Source organism: Streptomyces sp. NPDC090994 (genome assembly GCF_044768905.1).
In the GTDB taxonomy this organism is placed as follows: Bacteria; Actinomycetota; Actinomycetes; order Streptomycetales; family Streptomycetaceae; genus Streptomyces.
The window spans coordinates 662,093-678,274 of sequence record NZ_JBIVWS010000001.1 but is presented as its reverse complement, the minus strand read 5'-3'; the positions used below and the strand labels follow the sequence as shown (position 1 = coordinate 678,274).

General features: G+C 73.5%; 18 protein-coding genes. 13 read left to right on the top strand and 5 right to left on the bottom strand.

Annotated features, from left to right (window positions below; all coding sequences use genetic code 11):
- Positions 1-59: 59 nt before the first annotated feature.
- Genes ACIQR3_RS03110 through ACIQR3_RS03095 form a run of 4 tightly spaced genes read left to right on the top strand, consistent with a single transcriptional unit; the run spans position 60 to position 2,655 of the window.
- Positions 60-746 (top strand): hypothetical protein, encoded by a 687-nt coding sequence (locus ACIQR3_RS03110; RefSeq protein WP_403533334.1) that lies wholly within the window; start codon positions 60-62, stop codon positions 744-746.
- Positions 743-1,552, top strand: coding sequence for a hypothetical protein (locus ACIQR3_RS03105; RefSeq protein ID WP_403533332.1), 810 nt, complete (start codon positions 743-745; stop codon positions 1,550-1,552). The genes ACIQR3_RS03110 and ACIQR3_RS03105 overlap by 4 nt, the downstream gene beginning before the upstream one ends.
- Positions 1,545-2,096: a hypothetical protein gene (locus ACIQR3_RS03100; RefSeq protein ID WP_403533330.1), complete on the top strand. Its 552-nt coding sequence runs from the start codon at positions 1,545-1,547 to the stop codon at positions 2,094-2,096. Before ACIQR3_RS03105 ends, ACIQR3_RS03100 begins: the two co-directional genes overlap by 8 nt.
- 4 nt (positions 2,097-2,100) lie before the next feature.
- A complete protein-coding gene (locus ACIQR3_RS03095) occupies positions 2,101-2,655 on the top strand; it encodes an SUKH-4 family immunity protein (protein WP_403533328.1) in 555 nt (184 codons plus the stop codon).
- Positions 2,656-2,670: 15 nt separating this feature from the next.
- Here the strand turns inward: ACIQR3_RS03095 and ACIQR3_RS03090 are convergent, their stop codons facing one another.
- Positions 2,671-3,612 (bottom strand): DUF389 domain-containing protein, encoded by a 942-nt coding sequence (locus tag ACIQR3_RS03090; protein ID WP_403533326.1) that lies wholly within the window; start codon positions 3,610-3,612, stop codon positions 2,671-2,673.
- Positions 3,613-3,648: 36 nt separating this feature from the next.
- On the bottom strand, positions 3,649-4,659 hold the full coding sequence (coaA, locus tag ACIQR3_RS03085; RefSeq protein ID WP_403533982.1) for a type I pantothenate kinase: 1,011 nt from the start codon (positions 4,657-4,659) through the stop codon (positions 3,649-3,651).
- A 165-nt stretch (positions 4,660-4,824) separates the two neighbouring features.
- Here coaA and glmS point away from each other — a divergent pair, with 165 nt between their 5' ends.
- Both glmS and ACIQR3_RS03075 read left to right on the top strand, forming a co-directional pair.
- Positions 4,825-6,672 (top strand): glutamine--fructose-6-phosphate transaminase (isomerizing), encoded by a 1,848-nt coding sequence (glmS, locus tag ACIQR3_RS03080; RefSeq protein WP_403533323.1) that lies wholly within the window; start codon positions 4,825-4,827, stop codon positions 6,670-6,672.
- Positions 6,673-6,738: 66 nt separating this feature from the next.
- Positions 6,739-7,110: a holo-ACP synthase gene (locus ACIQR3_RS03075; protein ID WP_403533320.1), complete on the top strand. Its 372-nt coding sequence runs from the start codon at positions 6,739-6,741 to the stop codon at positions 7,108-7,110.
- A gap of 10 nt (positions 7,111-7,120) precedes the next feature.
- Here ACIQR3_RS03075 and ACIQR3_RS03070 read toward each other — a convergent pair whose 3' ends face one another.
- Both ACIQR3_RS03070 and ACIQR3_RS03065 read right to left on the bottom strand, forming a co-directional pair.
- The gene (locus ACIQR3_RS03070; protein WP_403533317.1) at positions 7,121-7,726 is read right to left on the bottom strand and encodes a helix-turn-helix domain-containing protein; all 606 of its coding nucleotides are present in this window, start codon (positions 7,724-7,726) and stop codon (positions 7,121-7,123) included.
- The gene (locus ACIQR3_RS03065) at positions 7,710-8,402 is read right to left on the bottom strand and encodes a TetR/AcrR family transcriptional regulator (protein WP_403533315.1); all 693 of its coding nucleotides are present in this window, start codon (positions 8,400-8,402) and stop codon (positions 7,710-7,712) included. Before ACIQR3_RS03065 ends, ACIQR3_RS03070 begins: the two co-directional genes overlap by 17 nt.
- 118 nt (positions 8,403-8,520) lie before the next feature.
- Between ACIQR3_RS03065 and ACIQR3_RS03060 the strand changes: the two genes are divergently transcribed.
- The 6 genes from ACIQR3_RS03060 to ACIQR3_RS03035 all read left to right on the top strand — a co-directional run bounded on the left by ACIQR3_RS03060 (position 8,521) and on the right by ACIQR3_RS03035 (position 14,726).
- Positions 8,521-9,654 (top strand): FAD-dependent oxidoreductase, encoded by a 1,134-nt coding sequence (locus ACIQR3_RS03060; RefSeq protein WP_403533313.1) that lies wholly within the window; start codon positions 8,521-8,523, stop codon positions 9,652-9,654.
- 142 nt (positions 9,655-9,796) lie between these two features.
- Complete coding sequence (locus tag ACIQR3_RS03055; protein ID WP_403533310.1) at positions 9,797-11,284, top strand: NAD(P)H-hydrate dehydratase; 1,488 nt, start codon at positions 9,797-9,799, stop codon at positions 11,282-11,284.
- Between the two features lie 109 nt (positions 11,285-11,393).
- Entirely contained in the window at positions 11,394-12,563 is a 1,170-nt protein-coding gene (gene alr / locus ACIQR3_RS03050; protein WP_403533307.1) for an alanine racemase, read from the top strand.
- A gap of 106 nt (positions 12,564-12,669) precedes the next feature.
- On the top strand, positions 12,670-13,932 hold the full coding sequence (locus tag ACIQR3_RS03045) for an alpha/beta fold hydrolase (protein WP_403533305.1): 1,263 nt from the start codon (positions 12,670-12,672) through the stop codon (positions 13,930-13,932).
- Positions 13,889-14,422 (top strand): tRNA (adenosine(37)-N6)-threonylcarbamoyltransferase complex ATPase subunit type 1 TsaE, encoded by a 534-nt coding sequence (gene tsaE / locus ACIQR3_RS03040; RefSeq protein ID WP_403533303.1) that lies wholly within the window; start codon positions 13,889-13,891, stop codon positions 14,420-14,422. Before ACIQR3_RS03045 ends, tsaE begins: the two co-directional genes overlap by 44 nt.
- Positions 14,423-14,576: 154 nt before the next feature.
- Positions 14,577-14,726, top strand: a complete 150-nt coding sequence (locus ACIQR3_RS03035) for a hypothetical protein (RefSeq protein ID WP_215167435.1) — start codon at positions 14,577-14,579, stop codon at positions 14,724-14,726.
- Between the two features lie 65 nt (positions 14,727-14,791).
- Here the strand turns inward: ACIQR3_RS03035 and ACIQR3_RS03030 are convergent, their stop codons facing one another.
- A complete protein-coding gene (locus ACIQR3_RS03030; RefSeq protein ID WP_403533299.1) occupies positions 14,792-15,373 on the bottom strand; it encodes a hypothetical protein in 582 nt (193 codons plus the stop codon).
- A 143-nt stretch (positions 15,374-15,516) separates the two neighbouring features.
- Between ACIQR3_RS03030 and tsaB the strand changes: the two genes are divergently transcribed.
- On the top strand, positions 15,517-16,170 hold the full coding sequence (tsaB, locus tag ACIQR3_RS03025) for a tRNA (adenosine(37)-N6)-threonylcarbamoyltransferase complex dimerization subunit type 1 TsaB (protein WP_403533297.1): 654 nt from the start codon (positions 15,517-15,519) through the stop codon (positions 16,168-16,170).
- The last annotated feature ends 12 nt before the right edge of the window (positions 16,171-16,182 follow it).

Sequence of the window (16,182 nt, the reverse complement as noted above, 5' to 3'; positions counted from 1 at the left end):
ACTGTTCGATCGTCACCAGCGGATTGAGGTGCTCTTGCCAAGCTGGAGGGGGAACGGGGATGGGTGTCGTGCTGCCCGACGAGGCGGCCTGGGTTCTGGACCTCATCGGCGTCGAGTGGCCCAACGTCGACGAGGACGACTACCGGGACATGGCCGACGGCCTGCGTACCTTCGCCGCTCAGACGAGGGACGGCAAGGACGCGACGGCACGTGTGGTGCAGGAGTTCCTCGAAGGCAATGAAGGGCTGGCGACCGCCGCCTTCCAGGCGCACTGGGGCAAGGTCAGCGACACCCATCTGGAACGCCTCGCCGAGGCGGCCGACCTCGGTGCCATGGCGCTGGACGGCGCGGCCGTCGCGGTGGCGGGCGCCAAGGTGGCGGCCATCGTCCAGTTGGGCATTCTCGCGGCGGAGATCATCGCGGCTCAGGCCGCGGCGCCGTTCACGCTCGGGCTCTCCGAGCTCGGCGCGCTGGGCGCCACCCAGGCCACGCGCGTCATCGTCCGGCGACTGCTGAAGGAGGCGGAGCAGCTCCTCGTCGAGGAACTCATGGCGGTCGCCACCGGCCCCGTCTTCTCCGCGCTGGGGAACATGGCGGCCGACCTCGTCGTCCAGGTCGGCGCGAACGCCGTCGGCCTCCAGGACGGTTACAGCCCGGGAAAGACGTTGCGCGCGGGCGGTGAGGGCTTCTCCGAGGGCCTGGACACCGCTACCGGAACTCTGACCGGGCGGGGAGGCGGCGCGTGAGCGACACGGTACGCAGCGACAAGGACCTGCACGACCGGCTGGCCGACCGGATCACCTCGCAGGCCGACGAGCAGGAGTCCGGGGCCCGTCCCCAGCTGCGCCGCAGCCGCGCCGGGCTGGACCGGACGCGGGGCCGGGGGGCCATGGCCGCGGCCGTCGAGACCGGCGCGGAGAAGATCCTGCGAGCCATAGAGGAGGCCGAGGACCAGCTCCACAAGCACCTGCACGACGTGTCCAAGGGCGTGCGGGCCATGGGTGACAACCACGCGCGCAACGACAAGAACATCGAGACGATGCTGAACAACATCGTCAACCGCTCCCGTGCGCAGGACACGGTCCGGGACGGCGGCGGGATAGGCAAGGACCGGCCGGACCCGACGAAAGACCCGCACACCGTCACGCTGGAGTGGAAGCCCGGGATGCCCAAGCCGGCCTTCGAACGCAAGGCCAGGGCCTTGCAGCGCCTCGGCGAGGAGGGGAAGCTCTTCAAGTTCAAGGGCAGGACCCAGGACTACCGCGACTCAGAGATCACCAAGCAGTACAAGGGCGCCCTGGAAGCGTTGATCCGCAGGAACCACAAGGACGACCCCGGGTTCGCCGAAGAGGTCGCGAGAACCGCCCGTAGTATGCAACCCGACCACATAAACGAGCTCCAGACAGGTGGCCCCGACGCGTGGCGCAATCTGCGCTTGCTCGATGCGTTCACGAACCGGGACATCGGCTGGCACCAGATAGCCCCGCAGATCAGAAGTCTTCCCGACGGCAATCCCATCAAGATCGACATCAAGTGGTGGCCAGATGACTAGCGCGAGCCATGCCTCCCCCCGCCTGATCACGACAGTGGACGCCCTGAGGCTGGCGTTGGCGGAGAGCCCGGACGTGCTCTCCTTCACACTCGGCGGAACGATCGACGAGGAGACGGCGGCCGCCGCGGAGGCCGATGGGGTGCCGCGCGAGTTCCTGGACTTCTGCCAGGTGCTGGACGGAGCGAGTTGCGGACCGAACGTGCAGCTTTTCGGCCTGGAGGAGGCCGAGGCGAATCAGTTCTACTGCGAGCCGGTGGTCGACTCGCCGCTCCCGCTGTCCCCGGAGAAGTTGTTCTGCATCGGAATGATCAACCAGGCGGCCGTCTTCCTCGATCGCGCAGGCGGTGGCGTCCTCGGCGCCCCGGAGCTGGGCGCCGACTGGTCCGCTGCGGAGCGCTTCGAGCAGCTCGCGCCCGGAGTGGAGACGTTCTTCCTGGAACGGCTGGCCGCCCCGGAATACGTACGGCTCGCGTCCATCGACGACACGTTGCTGGAGTACGACGACTGGCTGAAGCTGCTGCGGCGGGCCGGGCTCGCCGACTGAGCGCATGACGAAGGGAAGTAACGGACGCATGGCCACCCACGAGGAGATGACGGAACTGTTCGGCGCGGACCGGGTGGTCACGCTGGAGCGTGCCGTCGCCGACGAGCGCGGGCTGTCCGAGGCCGACACCGAGGTGCTCTGTGAGGTCGGGGTGCCCGTCTTCGTCGACGTGCTGTTCATCCTGGACACCGCCGACGGGGGGCCCGACCCCTTCACCGTGGTGCCGGTCGCCGCGGGCGGTGAGGAGACCCGCATCCTCGTGCTGGGCGGGCCGACCGACGATCCCGCGCTGCGGTACTGCCTCGACATGGAGCGCGGCTATGTGATCCTCATGTCCTTCGGCGAGGAGCCGCAGGCCGAGATCGCCAACCGCACCCTCGCCGACTTCGTGGAGTTCCTTTACCGCTTCGCGCTGCGCGCCAAGCACCTGGAGCACGCCGCCCCGCAGGACCGCGGCCCGTACACGGACAAGCTGGTGGAGTACCTCCGGGCCCGTGACCGGTACGCGTTCGCACAGCCGGACAGCTGGTGGTCGATGGTCTTCGAGCAGGTCGGCTGAGACGGGCGGCGCGGGTCAGGGACGCCGTCCGGGCCGGCGTTTCATGGCGGCCCACAGGGTCTTCTGGAGGAGCAGGGTCAGGGTGCCGGCGATGATGATGCCCACCAGGTTCAGCAGGAGCTGTTCCGTGGAGCGCCAGCCCTGGACGGCGTCGCCGTAGATCAGGGCCACGGCCGCGTTCGCGGCGGCCGGGACCGTGGTGACCGAGATGGCCACGCCGACCAGGGCGCCGGACTTCGCGGAGGTCAGGGAGAGCATGCCGGCGGCGCCGGCCAGGACCGCCACCACGAACGAGAACCAGTCGGGGGCGTAGACGAAGCCGGTGTTGGGCCGGTCGCCCTCCAGCTTCGCCTCGGTGAACAGGCCGACGGAGTCCATGAACAGGCTGAAGGCCGCCGTCACCGCCATGGCGACCGCGAAGCCCGCCAGCAGGGCGACGGCCGAGCGCAGCGCCAGGCGCGGGGCGCGCTGGACGGCCGCGGTGCAGATGCCGGCCAGCGGGCCGAACTCCGGGCCGACCGCCATCGCGCCGACGATCAGGATGGCGTTGTCCAGCACCACACCGCAGGCCGCGATCATCGTGGCGAGCGTGATGAAGGCGACGTAGGTGACCGAGAGGGTCGACTCCTCGTGGGTCGCCTCCTGGAGCTGCTCCCACAGGACCGCGTCCGCCGCCTCGCCCGGCGCCTCCCGCTCGGCCCGGTCGGCGTACTCGGACAGCGACAGGTCGATGTCCTCGGCGGTGATGGCCCCGTGGCGCTGCAGGCCCAGCTCGCGCAGCCGGCCGATGAGGTCGTCACCCGCCTCCCGCGCCACGTCGCACATCACCACGTCCCCGGCGGGGGAGCGGGCGGCCCCGGGGAGGACGACCAGGTGGGCGGTGCCGACGGTCGTGTCGAGGAGGCGGACCACCTCGTCGGTCTGTTCGGGCGGGGTGATCAGGCGCAGATGCAGCATGCGGCCTATTGAACCGTCGGACGGCCCCGGGTGAGGTCACAGTTTGCGCAGGTGCAGCCGCTGCACCTTGTGGTCCGGGCCCTTGCGCAGGATCAGGGTGGCGCGGCCCCGGGTGGGGGCGACGTTCTCGATCAGGTTGGGCTCGTTGATGGTGCGCCAGGTGGTGCGGGCGTAGTCGAGGGCCTCCTCCTCCGACACCTGGGTGTACTTGCGGAAGTAGGAGGAGGGGTTCTGGAAGGCGGTCGCGCGCAGCTTCTTGAAGCGGTTGAGGTACCAGCTCTCGATGTCCTCGGGGCGGGCGTCGACGTACACGCTGAAGTCGAAGTAGTCGGCGAGGCCGACCCGGGTGCGGCCGTCCTTGCCGGGGAGGGCGGGCTGGAGGACGTTGAGGCCCTCGACGATCAGGATGTCCGGGCGGCGGACGGTCAGCTTCTCGCCGGGGACGATGTCGTAGATCAGGTGGGAGTAGACGGGCGCGGTCACCTCCGCCTTGCCGGCCTTGATGTCGGCGACGAAGCGGGTCAGCGCGCGGCGGTCGTACGACTCGGGGAAACCTTTCCGCGCCATCAGGCCGCGCGCTTCCAGCTCCCGGGTCGGCAGCAGGAAGCCGTCGGTGGTGACCAGCTCGACGCGCGGGTGCTCGGGCCAGCGGGAGAGCAGCGCCTGGAGCAGGCGGGCGACGGTGGACTTGCCGACCGCGACCGAGCCGGCCACGCCTATGACGAAGGGGGTGCCGGACTGGGAGCCCTGTTCGCCGAGGAAGGTGTTGAGCGCGCCGCGGAGGCCGTCGGTGGCGCCGACGTAGAGGTTGAGCAGCCGGGAGAGCGGGAGGTAGATGTCCCGCACCTCGTCGAGGTCGATGACGTCGCCGAGGCCGCGCAGCTTCTCCACCTCCTCGGCGGTGAGCGGCAGCGGCGTCTTCTCACGCAGCGCGCTCCACTCGGCGCGGGTGAGGTCGACGTAGGGAGTCGCCTCCGGCCTGGGCCGGTGGGCGCTCCGGGGGGTCGAGGGGACGACTGAAGGCGCCGTCGAAGGGACCGGAGAGATCACAGTCCATTGTTAACGGAGTTTGAACGGGGTGCAGGGTGGGGTCGGTCACGTCGCCCGGCCGGAGTCCATGTGGGCCGACGCGGGCCGGGCAGCCGTAGGAATTTCCGATATCGGGCAGGATTCGGCGCGATCGTGATCGGATCTGACCGTAGGCTGCCGATCATGTGCGGAATCGTGGGATATGTGGGAACGCAGTCGGCTCTCGACGTCGTGATGGCCGGGCTGAAGCGACTGGAGTACCGGGGATACGACTCCGCGGGCGTCGCCGTGCTCGCGGACGGCGGCCTCGCCGCCGCCAAGCGGGCCGGCAAGCTCGTCAACCTGGAGAAGGAGCTGGCCGAGCGCCCGCTGCCGGCCGGGGCCACCGGCATCGGCCACACCCGGTGGGCCACGCACGGCGGCCCCACCGACGCCAACGCCCATCCGCACCTGGACAACGCGGGCCGGGTCGCCGTCGTGCACAACGGCATCATCGAGAACTTCGCCGCGCTGCGGGCCGAGCTGACCGAGCGCGGTCACGGTCTCGCCTCCGAGACGGACACCGAGGTCGTCGCCCACCTGCTCGCCGAGGAGTACTCGGCCTGCGCCGACCTGGCGGAGGCGATGCGGCTGGTGTGCCGGCGCCTGGAGGGCGCGTTCACGCTGGTCGCGACGCACGCGGACGAGCCGGACGTGGTGGTCGGCGCCCGCCGCAACTCGCCGCTGGTGGTCGGGGTCGGCGAGGGCGAGTCCTTCCTCGCCTCCGACGTGGCGGCGTTCATCGCGCACACCCGCGAGGCCCTCGAACTCGGCCAGGACCAGGTGGTCGAGCTGCGCCGGGACGGCGTCACGGTGACCGGCTTCGACGGCTCCCCGGCCGACGTCCGCGCCTACCACGTCGACTGGGACGCCTCCGCCGCCGAGAAGGACGGCCACGCCTCCTTCATGCTCAAGGAGATCGCCGAACAGCCGAAGGCGGTCGCCGACACGCTGCTGGGCCGCATCGACGCGGCGGGCTCACTGACCCTGGACGAGGTACGGATCCCGGCGGCGGAGCTGCGCGAGACGGACAAGGTCGTCATCGTCGCGTGCGGTACGGCCTTCCACGCGGGGCTGATCGCCAAGTACGCGATCGAGCACTGGACGCGTATTCCGTGCGAGGTCGAGCTGGCGAGCGAGTTCCGCTACCGCGACCCCATCCTCGACTCCCGGTCACTGGTCATCGCCATCTCCCAGTCCGGCGAGACCATGGACACGCTGATGGCCCTGCGGCACGCCCGCGAACAGGGCTCCAAGGTGCTGGCCATCTGCAACACCAACGGTTCGACGATCCCCCGCGAATCCGACGCCGTGCTCTACACGCACGCCGGTCCCGAGGTCGCCGTCGCCTCGACCAAGGCGTTCCTGACCCAGCTGGTCGCCTGCTACCTGGTCGCTCTGTACCTCGGGCAGGTGCGCGGCACCAAGTGGGGGGACGAGATCCGGGCGGTGATCCGGGACCTGGCGGGCATCGGGGAGGCGGTCGGCCGGGTGCTGGAGACCATGGAGCCGGTACGGGAGCTGGCGCGCACGCTCGCCGGGAAGGACACGGTGCTGTTCCTGGGGCGGCACGTGGGCTATCCGGTCGCGCTGGAGGGCGCGCTGAAGTTGAAGGAGCTGGCCTACATGCACGCCGAGGGGTTCGCGGCGGGGGAGCTGAAGCACGGGCCGATCGCGCTGATCGAGGAGGACGTGCCGGTCGTCGTGGTGGTGCCGTCCCCGCGTGGGCGCTCGGTGCTGCACGACAAGATCGTCTCCAACATCCAGGAGATCCGCGCCCGGGGCGCCCGCACCATCGTCATCGCCGAGGAGGGCGACGACGCGGTGACGCCGTACGCCGACCACCTGATCCGGGTGCCGGTCACGCCGACGCTCCTCCAGCCCCTGGTGGCGACGGTGCCGCTGCAGGTCTTCGCCTGCGAACTGGCGACGGCCCGGGGCAACGAGGTGGATCAGCCCCGGAACCTGGCGAAGTCGGTGACGGTGGAGTGAGCGGCCGGGCGGGCTGAGGACCGCTACGGTGCGGGGGAGGAGCGGGGAGCCCCGTAGGGTGCCCGCATGAGCATCATCGGGGTCGGGATCGACGTGGCGGAGATCGAGCGGTTCGCGGCGTCGTTGGAGCGTACGCCCGCGTTGGCCGGGCGGCTCTTCCTGGAGAGCGAGCTGCTGCTGCCGGGCGGTGCGCGGCGCGGGGTCGCCTCGCTGGCCGCGCGGTTCGCGGCGAAGGAGGCGCTGGCCAAGGCGCTGGGGGCGCCGGCCGGGCTGCTCTGGACCGACGCCGAGGTCTACGTGGAGGACAGTGGGCGGCCCCGGCTGCGGGTGACCGGGACGGTGGCGGCGCGCGCCGCCGAGCTGGGCGTGACCTCGTGGCACGTGTCGCTGAGCCATGACGCCGGGGTGGCGTCGGCCGTGGTGATCGCGGAGGGGTGAACCCCGGGTCTCAGTCCCGCGTCGGGCGGACCCTGACCTGCATGCGCTCGCCCTGGGCGCCGTACAGCGCGATCCACTCCACCGGGCGGTCGCCCGCGTTGGCCAGGCCGTGCGGGACGCGCGTGTCGAACTCCGCCGACTCGCCCGCCGCGAGGACCAGGTCGTGGTCGCCGAGGGCGAGGAGCAGGCGGCCGGAGAGGACGTACAGCCACTCGTGCCCCTCGTGGGAGCCCTGCTCGGGGCGGGTGGTGCGCGGGCCGGCCGGGGCCGGGAGGATCTGCTTGTAGGCGTGCAGGCCGCCGAGGTGCGGGGCCGGGGTGAGCGGAATCCAGGTCTGTCCGTGGCGGACGAAGGGCCGGGGGTGGACGCGGGGGTCGCCGGTGCGGGAGCCGACCAGGTCGTCCAGGGAGACGCGGAACGCCTCGGCCAGCGGGAGCAGATGACGCAGGGTCGGCTCGCGTCGTCCCGACTCCAGCCGGGACAGGGTGCTCACGGAGATGCCGGTGGCCGCGCCGAGCTGGGCCAGCGTGGTGCCGCGGGACTGGCGCAGGGCGCGCAGGCGGGGGCCGAAGCCGGACAGCGCCGCCGGACCGCTCTCCTCACTCGGGTCGTTCACGGGGAGCGATGCCGGTGAGGATGAGGTCGATGCCGGCCAGGAACTCCACCCGGTCGTCGTGGTGGGGCAGGTCGCCCGCGATGTGCCGGACGAACCGGTACTCCTCGGGGTCGAGGTCCGCCCAGCCCGCCGCCATCGTGGTCAGGAACTCGGCGCGGTCGGTGCCCGGCTGGACCGCGCGGGCGTTGGCCGCGTTCTGGCCGGCCACGCCGACGACGTAGTTCAGCAGCGCGGACGCGGCCGTGAACTGGAGGGCGCGGGGCACGCCGAGCGCCTGGACCTGGCGGCCGAGGCGTTCGAAGATCCGCAGGACCGGCGCGTCCATGTCCATGGGGGAGCGGGCGAGCTGCGCGCCGACCCACGGATGGGCGTCGATCGCGTCGAACACGCCGAGCGCGGTGGCGCGGGTGGCCTCCTGCGGGGTGGTGCCGGCGGTCGTCGGGGGCACGGCGGCGGTGACGACCGCGTCGGTGGCGGCGTGCAGGAGTTCGTCCTTGCCGGTGACGTGCCAGTAGATCGCGCCGGGCCCGGTGGCGAGCCGCTCGGCGAGGGCGCGGAAGGTGAGCCCGCCCTCGCCCGCCGTGTCGAGCAGCTCGATCGCGGCCTCGACGATGCGCTCGCGGGAGAGCGGGTGCTCGCGGCGGCGCTCGGGTCGGCGGGTCCTGGTTGCTGCCATGCGGCCATTGTGGCACAGGGCCTGGAACCCCGTTCCAGCTTGACAAGGGTGGAACGAGGTTCCAGTGTGGAGCGCGGAAGCAATGGAACGGCATTCCAGCACTGTAGGGAGCGTTGTCATGACGACCGACGTCACGATCATCGGCGCCGGGCTCGGGGGGCTCACCCTCGCCCGTGTCCTCCACGTCCACGGCATACCGGTCACCGTCCACGAGGCGGAGGCCTCGCCGACCGCCCGTGCGCAGGGCGGGATGCTCGACATCCACGACCACAACGGGCAGCTCGCCCTCGAGGCCGCGGGCCTCCACGAGGAGTTCCGCGGCCTCGTCCTGGAGGGCCGCCAGGCCTCCCGCGCCCTCGCCCCGGACGGGACCGTCCTGCTTGACGAACCCGACGACGGCACGGGCGGACGCCCCGAGGTGCAGCGCGGTGAGCTGCGGCGGCTGCTGCTCGACTCGCTGCCGGAGGGCACCGTGCGGTGGGGGCGCAAGGTGAGCGGCGTCCGGGCACTGGGCGGGGGCCGGCACGAGGTGGCCTTCGCCGACGGCACGACCGTCGTCACGAGGCTGCTGGTCGGCGCGGACGGCGCCTGGTCGCGGGTGCGGCCGCTGCTCTCCGCGGCCACACCCGAGTACACCGGCACGTCGTTCGTCGAGACGTACCTGTACGACGCCGACACCCGGCACCCCGCCGCCGCGAAGGCCGTCGGCGGCGGATCGATGTACGCGCTCGCGCCGGGCAAGGGCATCACGGCGCACCGGGAGAGCGGGGGCACCCTGCACACGTACGTGGCGCTGGCCCGGCCGCTGGAGTGGTTCGACGGCGTCGACTTCACCGGCGCTGGCCCGGCCGCCGCGCGGATCGCCGGGGAGTTCGAGGGCTGGGCGCCGGAACTGACCGCGCTGATCACCGACGGCGAGACCGCGCCCGTACTGCGCCCCCTGTACGCGCTGCCGGACGAGCACCGCTGGGACCGGGTGCCCGGGGTGACCCTGCTCGGTGACGCCGCCCACCTCATGCTGCCGTCCGGTGAGGGCGCCAACCTGGCCATGTACGACGCCGCCCGGCTCGGTGAGCTGCTCGCCGCGCACCCCGGCGACACCGAGGCCGCGCTCACCGCGTACGAGCGGGAGATGTTCCCGCGCGGCGCCGCCGAGGCCGTCGAGGCGGGCCGGCTGCACGCGCTGATGTTCGGCGACGACTCGCCCCACGGGCTGCTCGCCCTGTTCACCGGACGTGACCGACCGGCCTGAGGGGGAGGGCCTGGCGGGGGAGTGTGCGGGCGGTTGGTCGCACGGGCGGCCGGCCGGGCTCGCCGTCCGTGGGGCGGAGGAGGTCCGCCTCCGCCGTTCCGTCCCCGCGTCGCACCGCGCGGTGCGGGGCACACTCGGACCCATGCGGACTGCGTACAGCGTGGAGACGGTCAGGACGGCGGAGCGGGCGGCGATGGCGCGGCTGCCCGAGGGGGCCTTGATGCAACGCGCGGCGGCCGGGCTCGCCGCCGCCTGCGCCGACCTGCTCGGCCGGGCGCCGGGCCGGGTGTACGGCAGCCGGGTGGTGCTGCTGGTCGGCAGCGGCGACAACGGCGGCGACGCCCTGTACGCCGGAGCGCGGCTGGCCCGGCGGGGCGCGGGCGTGAACGCCGTCCTGCTCGCGCCCGAGCGGGCGCACGCCGGGGGGCTCGCGGCGCTGCGCCGGGCGGGCGGGAACGCGGCGGGCGCGGACTCCGGGGTGGGGCTGATCGAGCGGGCCGACCTGGTCGTCGACGGCATCGTCGGGATCGGGGGCAAGGGCGGGCTGCGGCCGGAGGCGGTGCCGCTCGCCGAGGCGGCGGAGCGGGCGCGGGCCGCCGTGGTCGCCGTGGACCTGCCGAGCGGGGTGGACGCGGACACGGGACAGGTGCGGGGGGCGGCCGTGCGGGCCGACCTGACCGTGACGTTCGGGACGCACAAGCCGGGGCTGCTGATCGATCCGGCGCGGGAGTACGCCGGGTCGGTGCGGCTCGTCGACATCGGGCTGGAACTGGACGAGAAGCCGGTGCTGGAGGCGTTGCAGCACGCGGACGTGGCGCGGCTGCTGCCGGTGCCGGGGGCCGAGAGCGACAAGTACCGGCGGGGGGTGGTGGGCATCGCCGCCGGGTCGGCCCGGTACCCGGGAGCGGCGGTGCTCGCCGTGTCCGGCGCGCTGCGGGGCGGGGCCGGTGCGGTGCGGTACGTCGGTCCGGCCGGGGACGCGGTGATCGCCCGGTTCCCCGAGACGCTCGTGTCCGACCAGGGGCCGAAGCGGGCGGGGCGGGTGCAGGCGTGGGTGGTCGGACCGGGGGCCGGGGACGACGCCGGGACCGTGGCGGAGGTGGTCGCGGCGGAGGTGCCGGTGCTGATCGACGCGGACGGGCTGCGGCTGGCGGACGCCGGGGCGGTACGGGCGCGGACGGCGCCGACGCTGATGACGCCGCACGCCGGGGAGGCGGCGGCGCTGCTCGGGGTGGGCCGTGAGGAGGTCGAGGCGGCGCGGCTGGACGCGGTGCGGGAGCTGGCGGGGAGGTACGGGGCGACGGTGCTGTTGAAGGGGGCGACGACCTTGGTCGCGGGGGCGGGCGAGGGGCCCGTGCGGGTCAACGGGACGGGGACGCCCTGGCTGGCCACGGCCGGGAGCGGGGACGTGCTGTCCGGGCTGGCGGGGTCGTTGCTGGCGGCGGGGCTGTCGGCGGTGGATGCGGGGAGCGCGGGGGCGTATCTGCACGGGCTGGCGGGGAGGTTCGCGGCGCGGGGAGCGCCGATGGGCGCGCACGACGTGGCGTCGGCGATTCCTCGGGCGTGGCGGGAAGTAAGGGATGTACAGGAGGTATGGGATGTACAGGAGGTAAGGAATGTACGGGGGTGACGCGCCGGTCGGTCACGGGACGCGCGGTGTCGGTTCCGGCGGCGGGGTACGCGCCCGCCGGAGACATCCCCGGCCTCCCTGTCCGACCCTCTGAGACACTGGCCCCACGATGAGTGAGACAACTGCCCGCCGGGGCGCCGCCCTGCGGGCCCGGGCCGAGATCGATCTGGACGCGCTGCGGGGCAACGTGCGCACCCTGCGCGCGCTGCTCGCGCCGGGTGCGGAGCTGATGGCCGTGGTGAAGGCCGACGCCTACGGCCACGGCGCGATCCCGTGCGCCCGCGCGGCCGTGCAGGCCGGCGCCACCTGGCTCGGTACCGCCACCCCGCAGGAGGCCCTCGCGCTGCGCGCCGACGCCGGGCTCCCGGACGACCTGCGGATCATGTGCTGGCTCTGGACGCCCGGCGGCCCCTGGCAGGAGGCGGTCGAGGCCGGCCTCGACGTCTCCGTCAGCGGCATGTGGGCCCTGCGCGAGGTCGAGGCCGCCGCCCGTCGCGCCGGGCGCCCGGCGCGCGTGCAGCTCAAGGCCGACACCGGGCTGGGCCGCAGCGGCTGCCAGCCGGGCCCGGACTGGCACGAGCTGGTCGGCGCCGCCCTGCGCGCCGAGGACGAGGGGCTGCTCCGCGTCACCGGACTCTGGTCCCACTTCGCCTGCGCCGACGAGCCCGGCCACCCCTCCATCGCCGCCCAGCTCACCGTCTTCCGGGAGATGACGGCGTACGCCGAGGAGCGGGGCGTGCGGCCCGACGTACGGCACATCGCCAACTCCCCGGCCACGCTCACCCTCCCCGAGGCCCACTTCGACCTCGTACGCACCGGCATCGCGCTCTACGGCCTCTCGCCCAGCCCCGAGCTGGGCACCCCCGCCGACCACGGGCTGCGCCCGGTGATGACGCTGTCCGCCTCCCTCGCCCTGGTCAAGGACGTCCCCGGCGGCCACGGCGTCAGCTACGGGCACCACTACACCACCGCCGGCGAGACCACCCTCGGCCTCGTCCCCCTCGGCTACGCGGACGGCATCCCGCGGCACGCCTCCTCCACCGGCCCGGTCCTGGTCGACGGCAAGTGGCGTACGGTGGCGGGCCGGATCGCGATGGACCAGTTCGTGGTCGACCTCGGCGGCGACCGGCCCGCGGCCGGTGCCGAGGCGGTGCTGTTCGGACCGGGGGACCGGGGCGAGCCCACCGCCGAGGACTGGGCGCAGGCCGCGGGCACCATCGGGTACGAGATCGTCACCCGCATCGGGGCCCGGGTGCCGCGCGTCCATGTGCATGAGTGACCCGTGTGTGACCCGTGAGATGTCCGAGCATGAGTGCCTCGTGCATGAGTGAGGCGAGCACGAGTGCTGCGCGCCTGAGTGACCCGGTGGTGAGGAGGAGCGGTACGTGAGCGAGAGCAGCGGGGAGGCCGTCGCCTCCGCCGCCGAGGCAGCCGCGGAGGCCGCGCTGGAGGCCGCCGCCGGCGGCTGGCGCCGGGCGACCGGCATAGCGGGCGTCGCGATAGGCGTGGTCGCGGCGGGCGCCGCGGCCGGCGTCGCGATAGAGCGGCTCACCGTCGGCCGCGGCATGCGCCGGCGGGCCCGCCTCGCCCTCGACTCGACGGGTCCGTACGGCTCGCTGCGCGGCATACCCGGCCAGGCGTACGCCGACGACGGCACCGAGCTGTACTACGAGATCGACGACGTCGGACCGGAGGACGGGACCGCGCCGCGCCGCCGCCGGCTCTTCGGCCGCAAGGCCCCCGCCCCCGTGACCGTCGTCTTCTGCCACGGCTACTGCCTCAGCCAGGACTCCTGGCACTTCCAGCGCGCCGCCCTGCGCGGCGTCGTCCGGTCCGTCTACTGGGACCAGCGCAGCCACGGCCGGTCCGGGCGGGGCGTGTCCCAGGTCCGGGACGGCGAGCCGGTCAGCATCGAGGACCTGGGCCGCGACCTGAAGGCGGTCATCGACGCCACCGTCCCCGAGGGGCCGGTCGTGCTGGTCGGGCACTCGATGGGCGGGATGACCGTGATGGCCCTGGCCGACGAGTTCCCCGAGCTGATCCGCGAGCGCGTCGTCGGCGTCGCGCTGGTCGGCACCTCGTCGGGGCGGCTCGGCGAGGTCAACTTCGGACTCCCCGTGGCCGGCGTGAACGCCGTGCGGCGGATACTGCCGGGCGTGCTGAAGGCGCTGGGGCAGCGGGCCGAACTGGTGGAGCGGGGGCGCCGGGCGACCGCCGACCTGTTCGCCGGGATCATCAAGCGGTACTCCTTCGCGGCCCGGGACGTCGACCCGGCCGTCGCCCGGTTCGCCGAGCGCATGATCGAGTCCACGCCGATCGACGTCGTCGCCGAGTACTACCCGGCCTTCGACGACCACGACAAGACGGCGGCGCTCGTCCGCTTCCAGGACATACCCGTCCTGGTGCTGGCCGGGGTGCGGGACCTGGTGACCCCGAGCGAGCACAGCGAGGCCATCGCCGGCGAACTGCCGGACGCGGAACTGGTCCTGGTCCCGGACGCCGGGCACCTGGTGATGCTGGAGCACCCGGAGGTGGTCACCGACCGCCTCGCCGACCTGCTCGTCCGCGTCGGCGCCGTCCCCTCAGGGGCTACCGTGGGTGGCTATGGAAGCACCAGCAGCCCCGCAGGGCCCGGACAGCCCGGCTGAGCACACCCCTGCCGCAGAGATCACCGTCACCTCCCCCGAGCAGATGCGCGAGCTGGGCCGCCGCCTGGCCAAGCTGCTGCGCCCCGGCGACCTCGTGATGCTCAGCGGCGAGCTGGGCGCCGGCAAGACCACACTGACCCGGGGACTCGGTGAGGGCCTCGGCGTGCGCGGCGCCGTCACCTCCCCCACGTTCGTCATCGCCCGCGTCCACCCCTCCCTCGGCGACGGCCCGCCGCTGGTCCATGTCGACGCCTACCGGCTGTCCGGCGGCCTGGACGAGATGGAGGACCTCGACCTGGACGTCTCGCTGCCGGACTCCGTGGTCGTCGTGGAGTGGGGCGAGGGCAAGGTCGAGGAGCTGACCGACGACCGGCTCCAGCTCGTCATCCACCGGGCCGTCGGCGACACCACCGACGAGGTACGGCACGTGACGCTGACCGGGATCGGCGCGCGCTGGACGACGGCCGACCTGACGGTCCTGACCGCCTGAGCCGGCCGGACCTCCCCCGCTTCCCGACACCACGTCACTTCCCGACAACACGTCGGGAACATATTGCGCTGCGCGCCCTGGCCGTGGTCACATGGTAGCCAGTACGTGGTTAGGCATGCCTAACCACGCCGCCCCCGAGCTTCAGGAGGCGACCATGTCGGCTTCGCAGACCCAGCCGGTCCAGGTGCCCATGCGCGATCTGCTGGCCGCCTGCGCCGCGGCCCGGACCCTCTCCACACCGCCGCGCGCACCCGAGCCCGAGCCCCGGCAGCAGCCCGCGCCCCACCACCGCGACGCCGCCTGAGCCGGGGCCGGGGCGGGCCGCCGCGCGGCGGCCCGCCCCGGCCCCGGCGGGCCGCCGTGCGGCGCTCAGCGGACGACCACGACCTTCTGTCCGATCGTCGCGAAGTCCCACATGGCGTCGCCGTCCGCGCGGCTCTCCCGGATGCCGCCCGTCTTCACGCCCGGCGCGGGCTTCTCCGTCGAGCCGTCCACCGCCGCGCTGAACCCGATGACCACCCCGTCGACGCTTGCGAAGCGCACGACGTGCTCGACCGGGGTGCCGTCGGAGCCGGTGACCCGGTTGGAGCGGGAGGTGACCGTGTAGGTGCCCGGCGCCGGGTCCACCGTGCTGGGCGTGACCCGGAAGGTGCGCTGCACCCGGTCGCCCGCGCCGACCAGCCAGACCCGGTCGTCGTCCACCGAGTACACCACGCGTTCACCCTTTCCGGACCCCGTCGGCAGGGCCTCGGGGTGCCGCTCGTCGCGCGGCGCCTTGGAAGCTCCGGGAGCCCCGGGGACCCCGGAGACGCCGGGGGAGGGGGAGGCGCTCGCGCGCGGCCTGCCCAGTTCGGCCGGGACGGTCACCGACGCCTGGTGGGCGAGGAAACCGATCGCGGTCAGGGCCGCCGCGGTGAGCCCGGCGACCATCGCGGAGCTGCTGCTTGGCACTGGCGACCACCTCGGCGTCGTGCGGGGCGCGGCGGGCGCCGTTGCGGGCCGCGCCGTCACTGATTCCGTAGCGACGGTAGCAGTCCGTGACCTGGCGACCGGCCCGGCCGACACGGCCGTCCGGGCCGCCGTAGGCTGTCCGTGTGCTCTTGCTCGCTCTGGATACCGCCACCCCCGCCGTCACCGTCGCGCTGCACGACGGCACGGACGTCATCGCCTCCGCCGGCCAGGTGGACGCGCGCCGCCACGGTGAGCTGCTGCTGCCCGCCGTCGACCGGATGCTCGCCGAGACCGGGCTGCGGCTCGACGCGGTCACCGGCGTCGTCGCCGGCACCGGTCCCGGGCCGTACACGGGGCTGCGCGTCGGCCTGATGACCGCCGACACCTTCGGGCTCGCGCTCGGGGTGCCCGTGCACGGCGTGTGCACGCTGGACGGCCTCGCCTACGCCGCCGACCTGGAGGGCCCCTTCGTGGTGGCGACCGACGCCCGCCGCAAAGAGGTCTACTGGGCCCGCTACGCCGACTCCCGCACCCGGCTCACCGACCCGGCCGTCGACCGTCCCGCCGACATCGCGGACGAGGTCGCGGGCCTCCCGGCGGTCGGCGCGGGCGCGCTGCTGTACCCGGACACCTTCCCCCAGGCCCACGAGCCCGAGCACGTCTCCGCCGCCGCGCTCGCCTGCCTGGCCGCCGAGCGGCTCGCGGCCGGCGAGGAACTGCCCCCGCCCCGGCCGCTCTACCTGCGCCGCCCCGACGCCCAGGTCCCCAAGAACTACAAGGTGGTCACCCCCAAGTGACCGCCCCAGTGA

What these genes read in the sequence shown, in the direction of transcription:
- ACIQR3_RS03110 (WP_403533334.1), top strand. Translation starts at nt 60, where the DNA reads ATGGGTGTCGTGCTGCCCGACGAGGCGGCCTGGGTTCTGGACCTCATC.
- ACIQR3_RS03100 (WP_403533330.1), top strand. Translation starts at nt 1,545, where the DNA reads ATGACTAGCGCGAGCCATGCCTCCCCCCGCCTGATCACGACAGTGGAC.
- ACIQR3_RS03095 (WP_403533328.1), top strand. Translation starts at nt 2,101, where the DNA reads ATGACGAAGGGAAGTAACGGACGCATGGCCACCCACGAGGAGATGACG.
- ACIQR3_RS03090 (WP_403533326.1), bottom strand. Translation starts at nt 3,612, where the DNA reads ATGCTGCATCTGCGCCTGATCACCCCGCCCGAACAGACCGACGAGGTG.
- glmS (WP_403533323.1), top strand. Translation starts at nt 4,825, where the DNA reads ATGTGCGGAATCGTGGGATATGTGGGAACGCAGTCGGCTCTCGACGTC.
- ACIQR3_RS03075 (WP_403533320.1), top strand. Translation starts at nt 6,739, where the DNA reads ATGAGCATCATCGGGGTCGGGATCGACGTGGCGGAGATCGAGCGGTTC.
- ACIQR3_RS03065 (WP_403533315.1), bottom strand. Translation starts at nt 8,402, where the DNA reads ATGGCAGCAACCAGGACCCGCCGACCCGAGCGCCGCCGCGAGCACCCG.
- ACIQR3_RS03060 (WP_403533313.1), top strand. Translation starts at nt 8,521, where the DNA reads ATGACGACCGACGTCACGATCATCGGCGCCGGGCTCGGGGGGCTCACC.
- ACIQR3_RS03055 (WP_403533310.1), top strand. Translation starts at nt 9,797, where the DNA reads ATGCGGACTGCGTACAGCGTGGAGACGGTCAGGACGGCGGAGCGGGCG.
- alr (WP_403533307.1), top strand. Translation starts at nt 11,394, where the DNA reads ATGAGTGAGACAACTGCCCGCCGGGGCGCCGCCCTGCGGGCCCGGGCC.
- tsaE (WP_403533303.1), top strand. Translation starts at nt 13,889, where the DNA reads ATGGAAGCACCAGCAGCCCCGCAGGGCCCGGACAGCCCGGCTGAGCAC.
- ACIQR3_RS03035 (WP_215167435.1), top strand. Translation starts at nt 14,577, where the DNA reads ATGTCGGCTTCGCAGACCCAGCCGGTCCAGGTGCCCATGCGCGATCTG.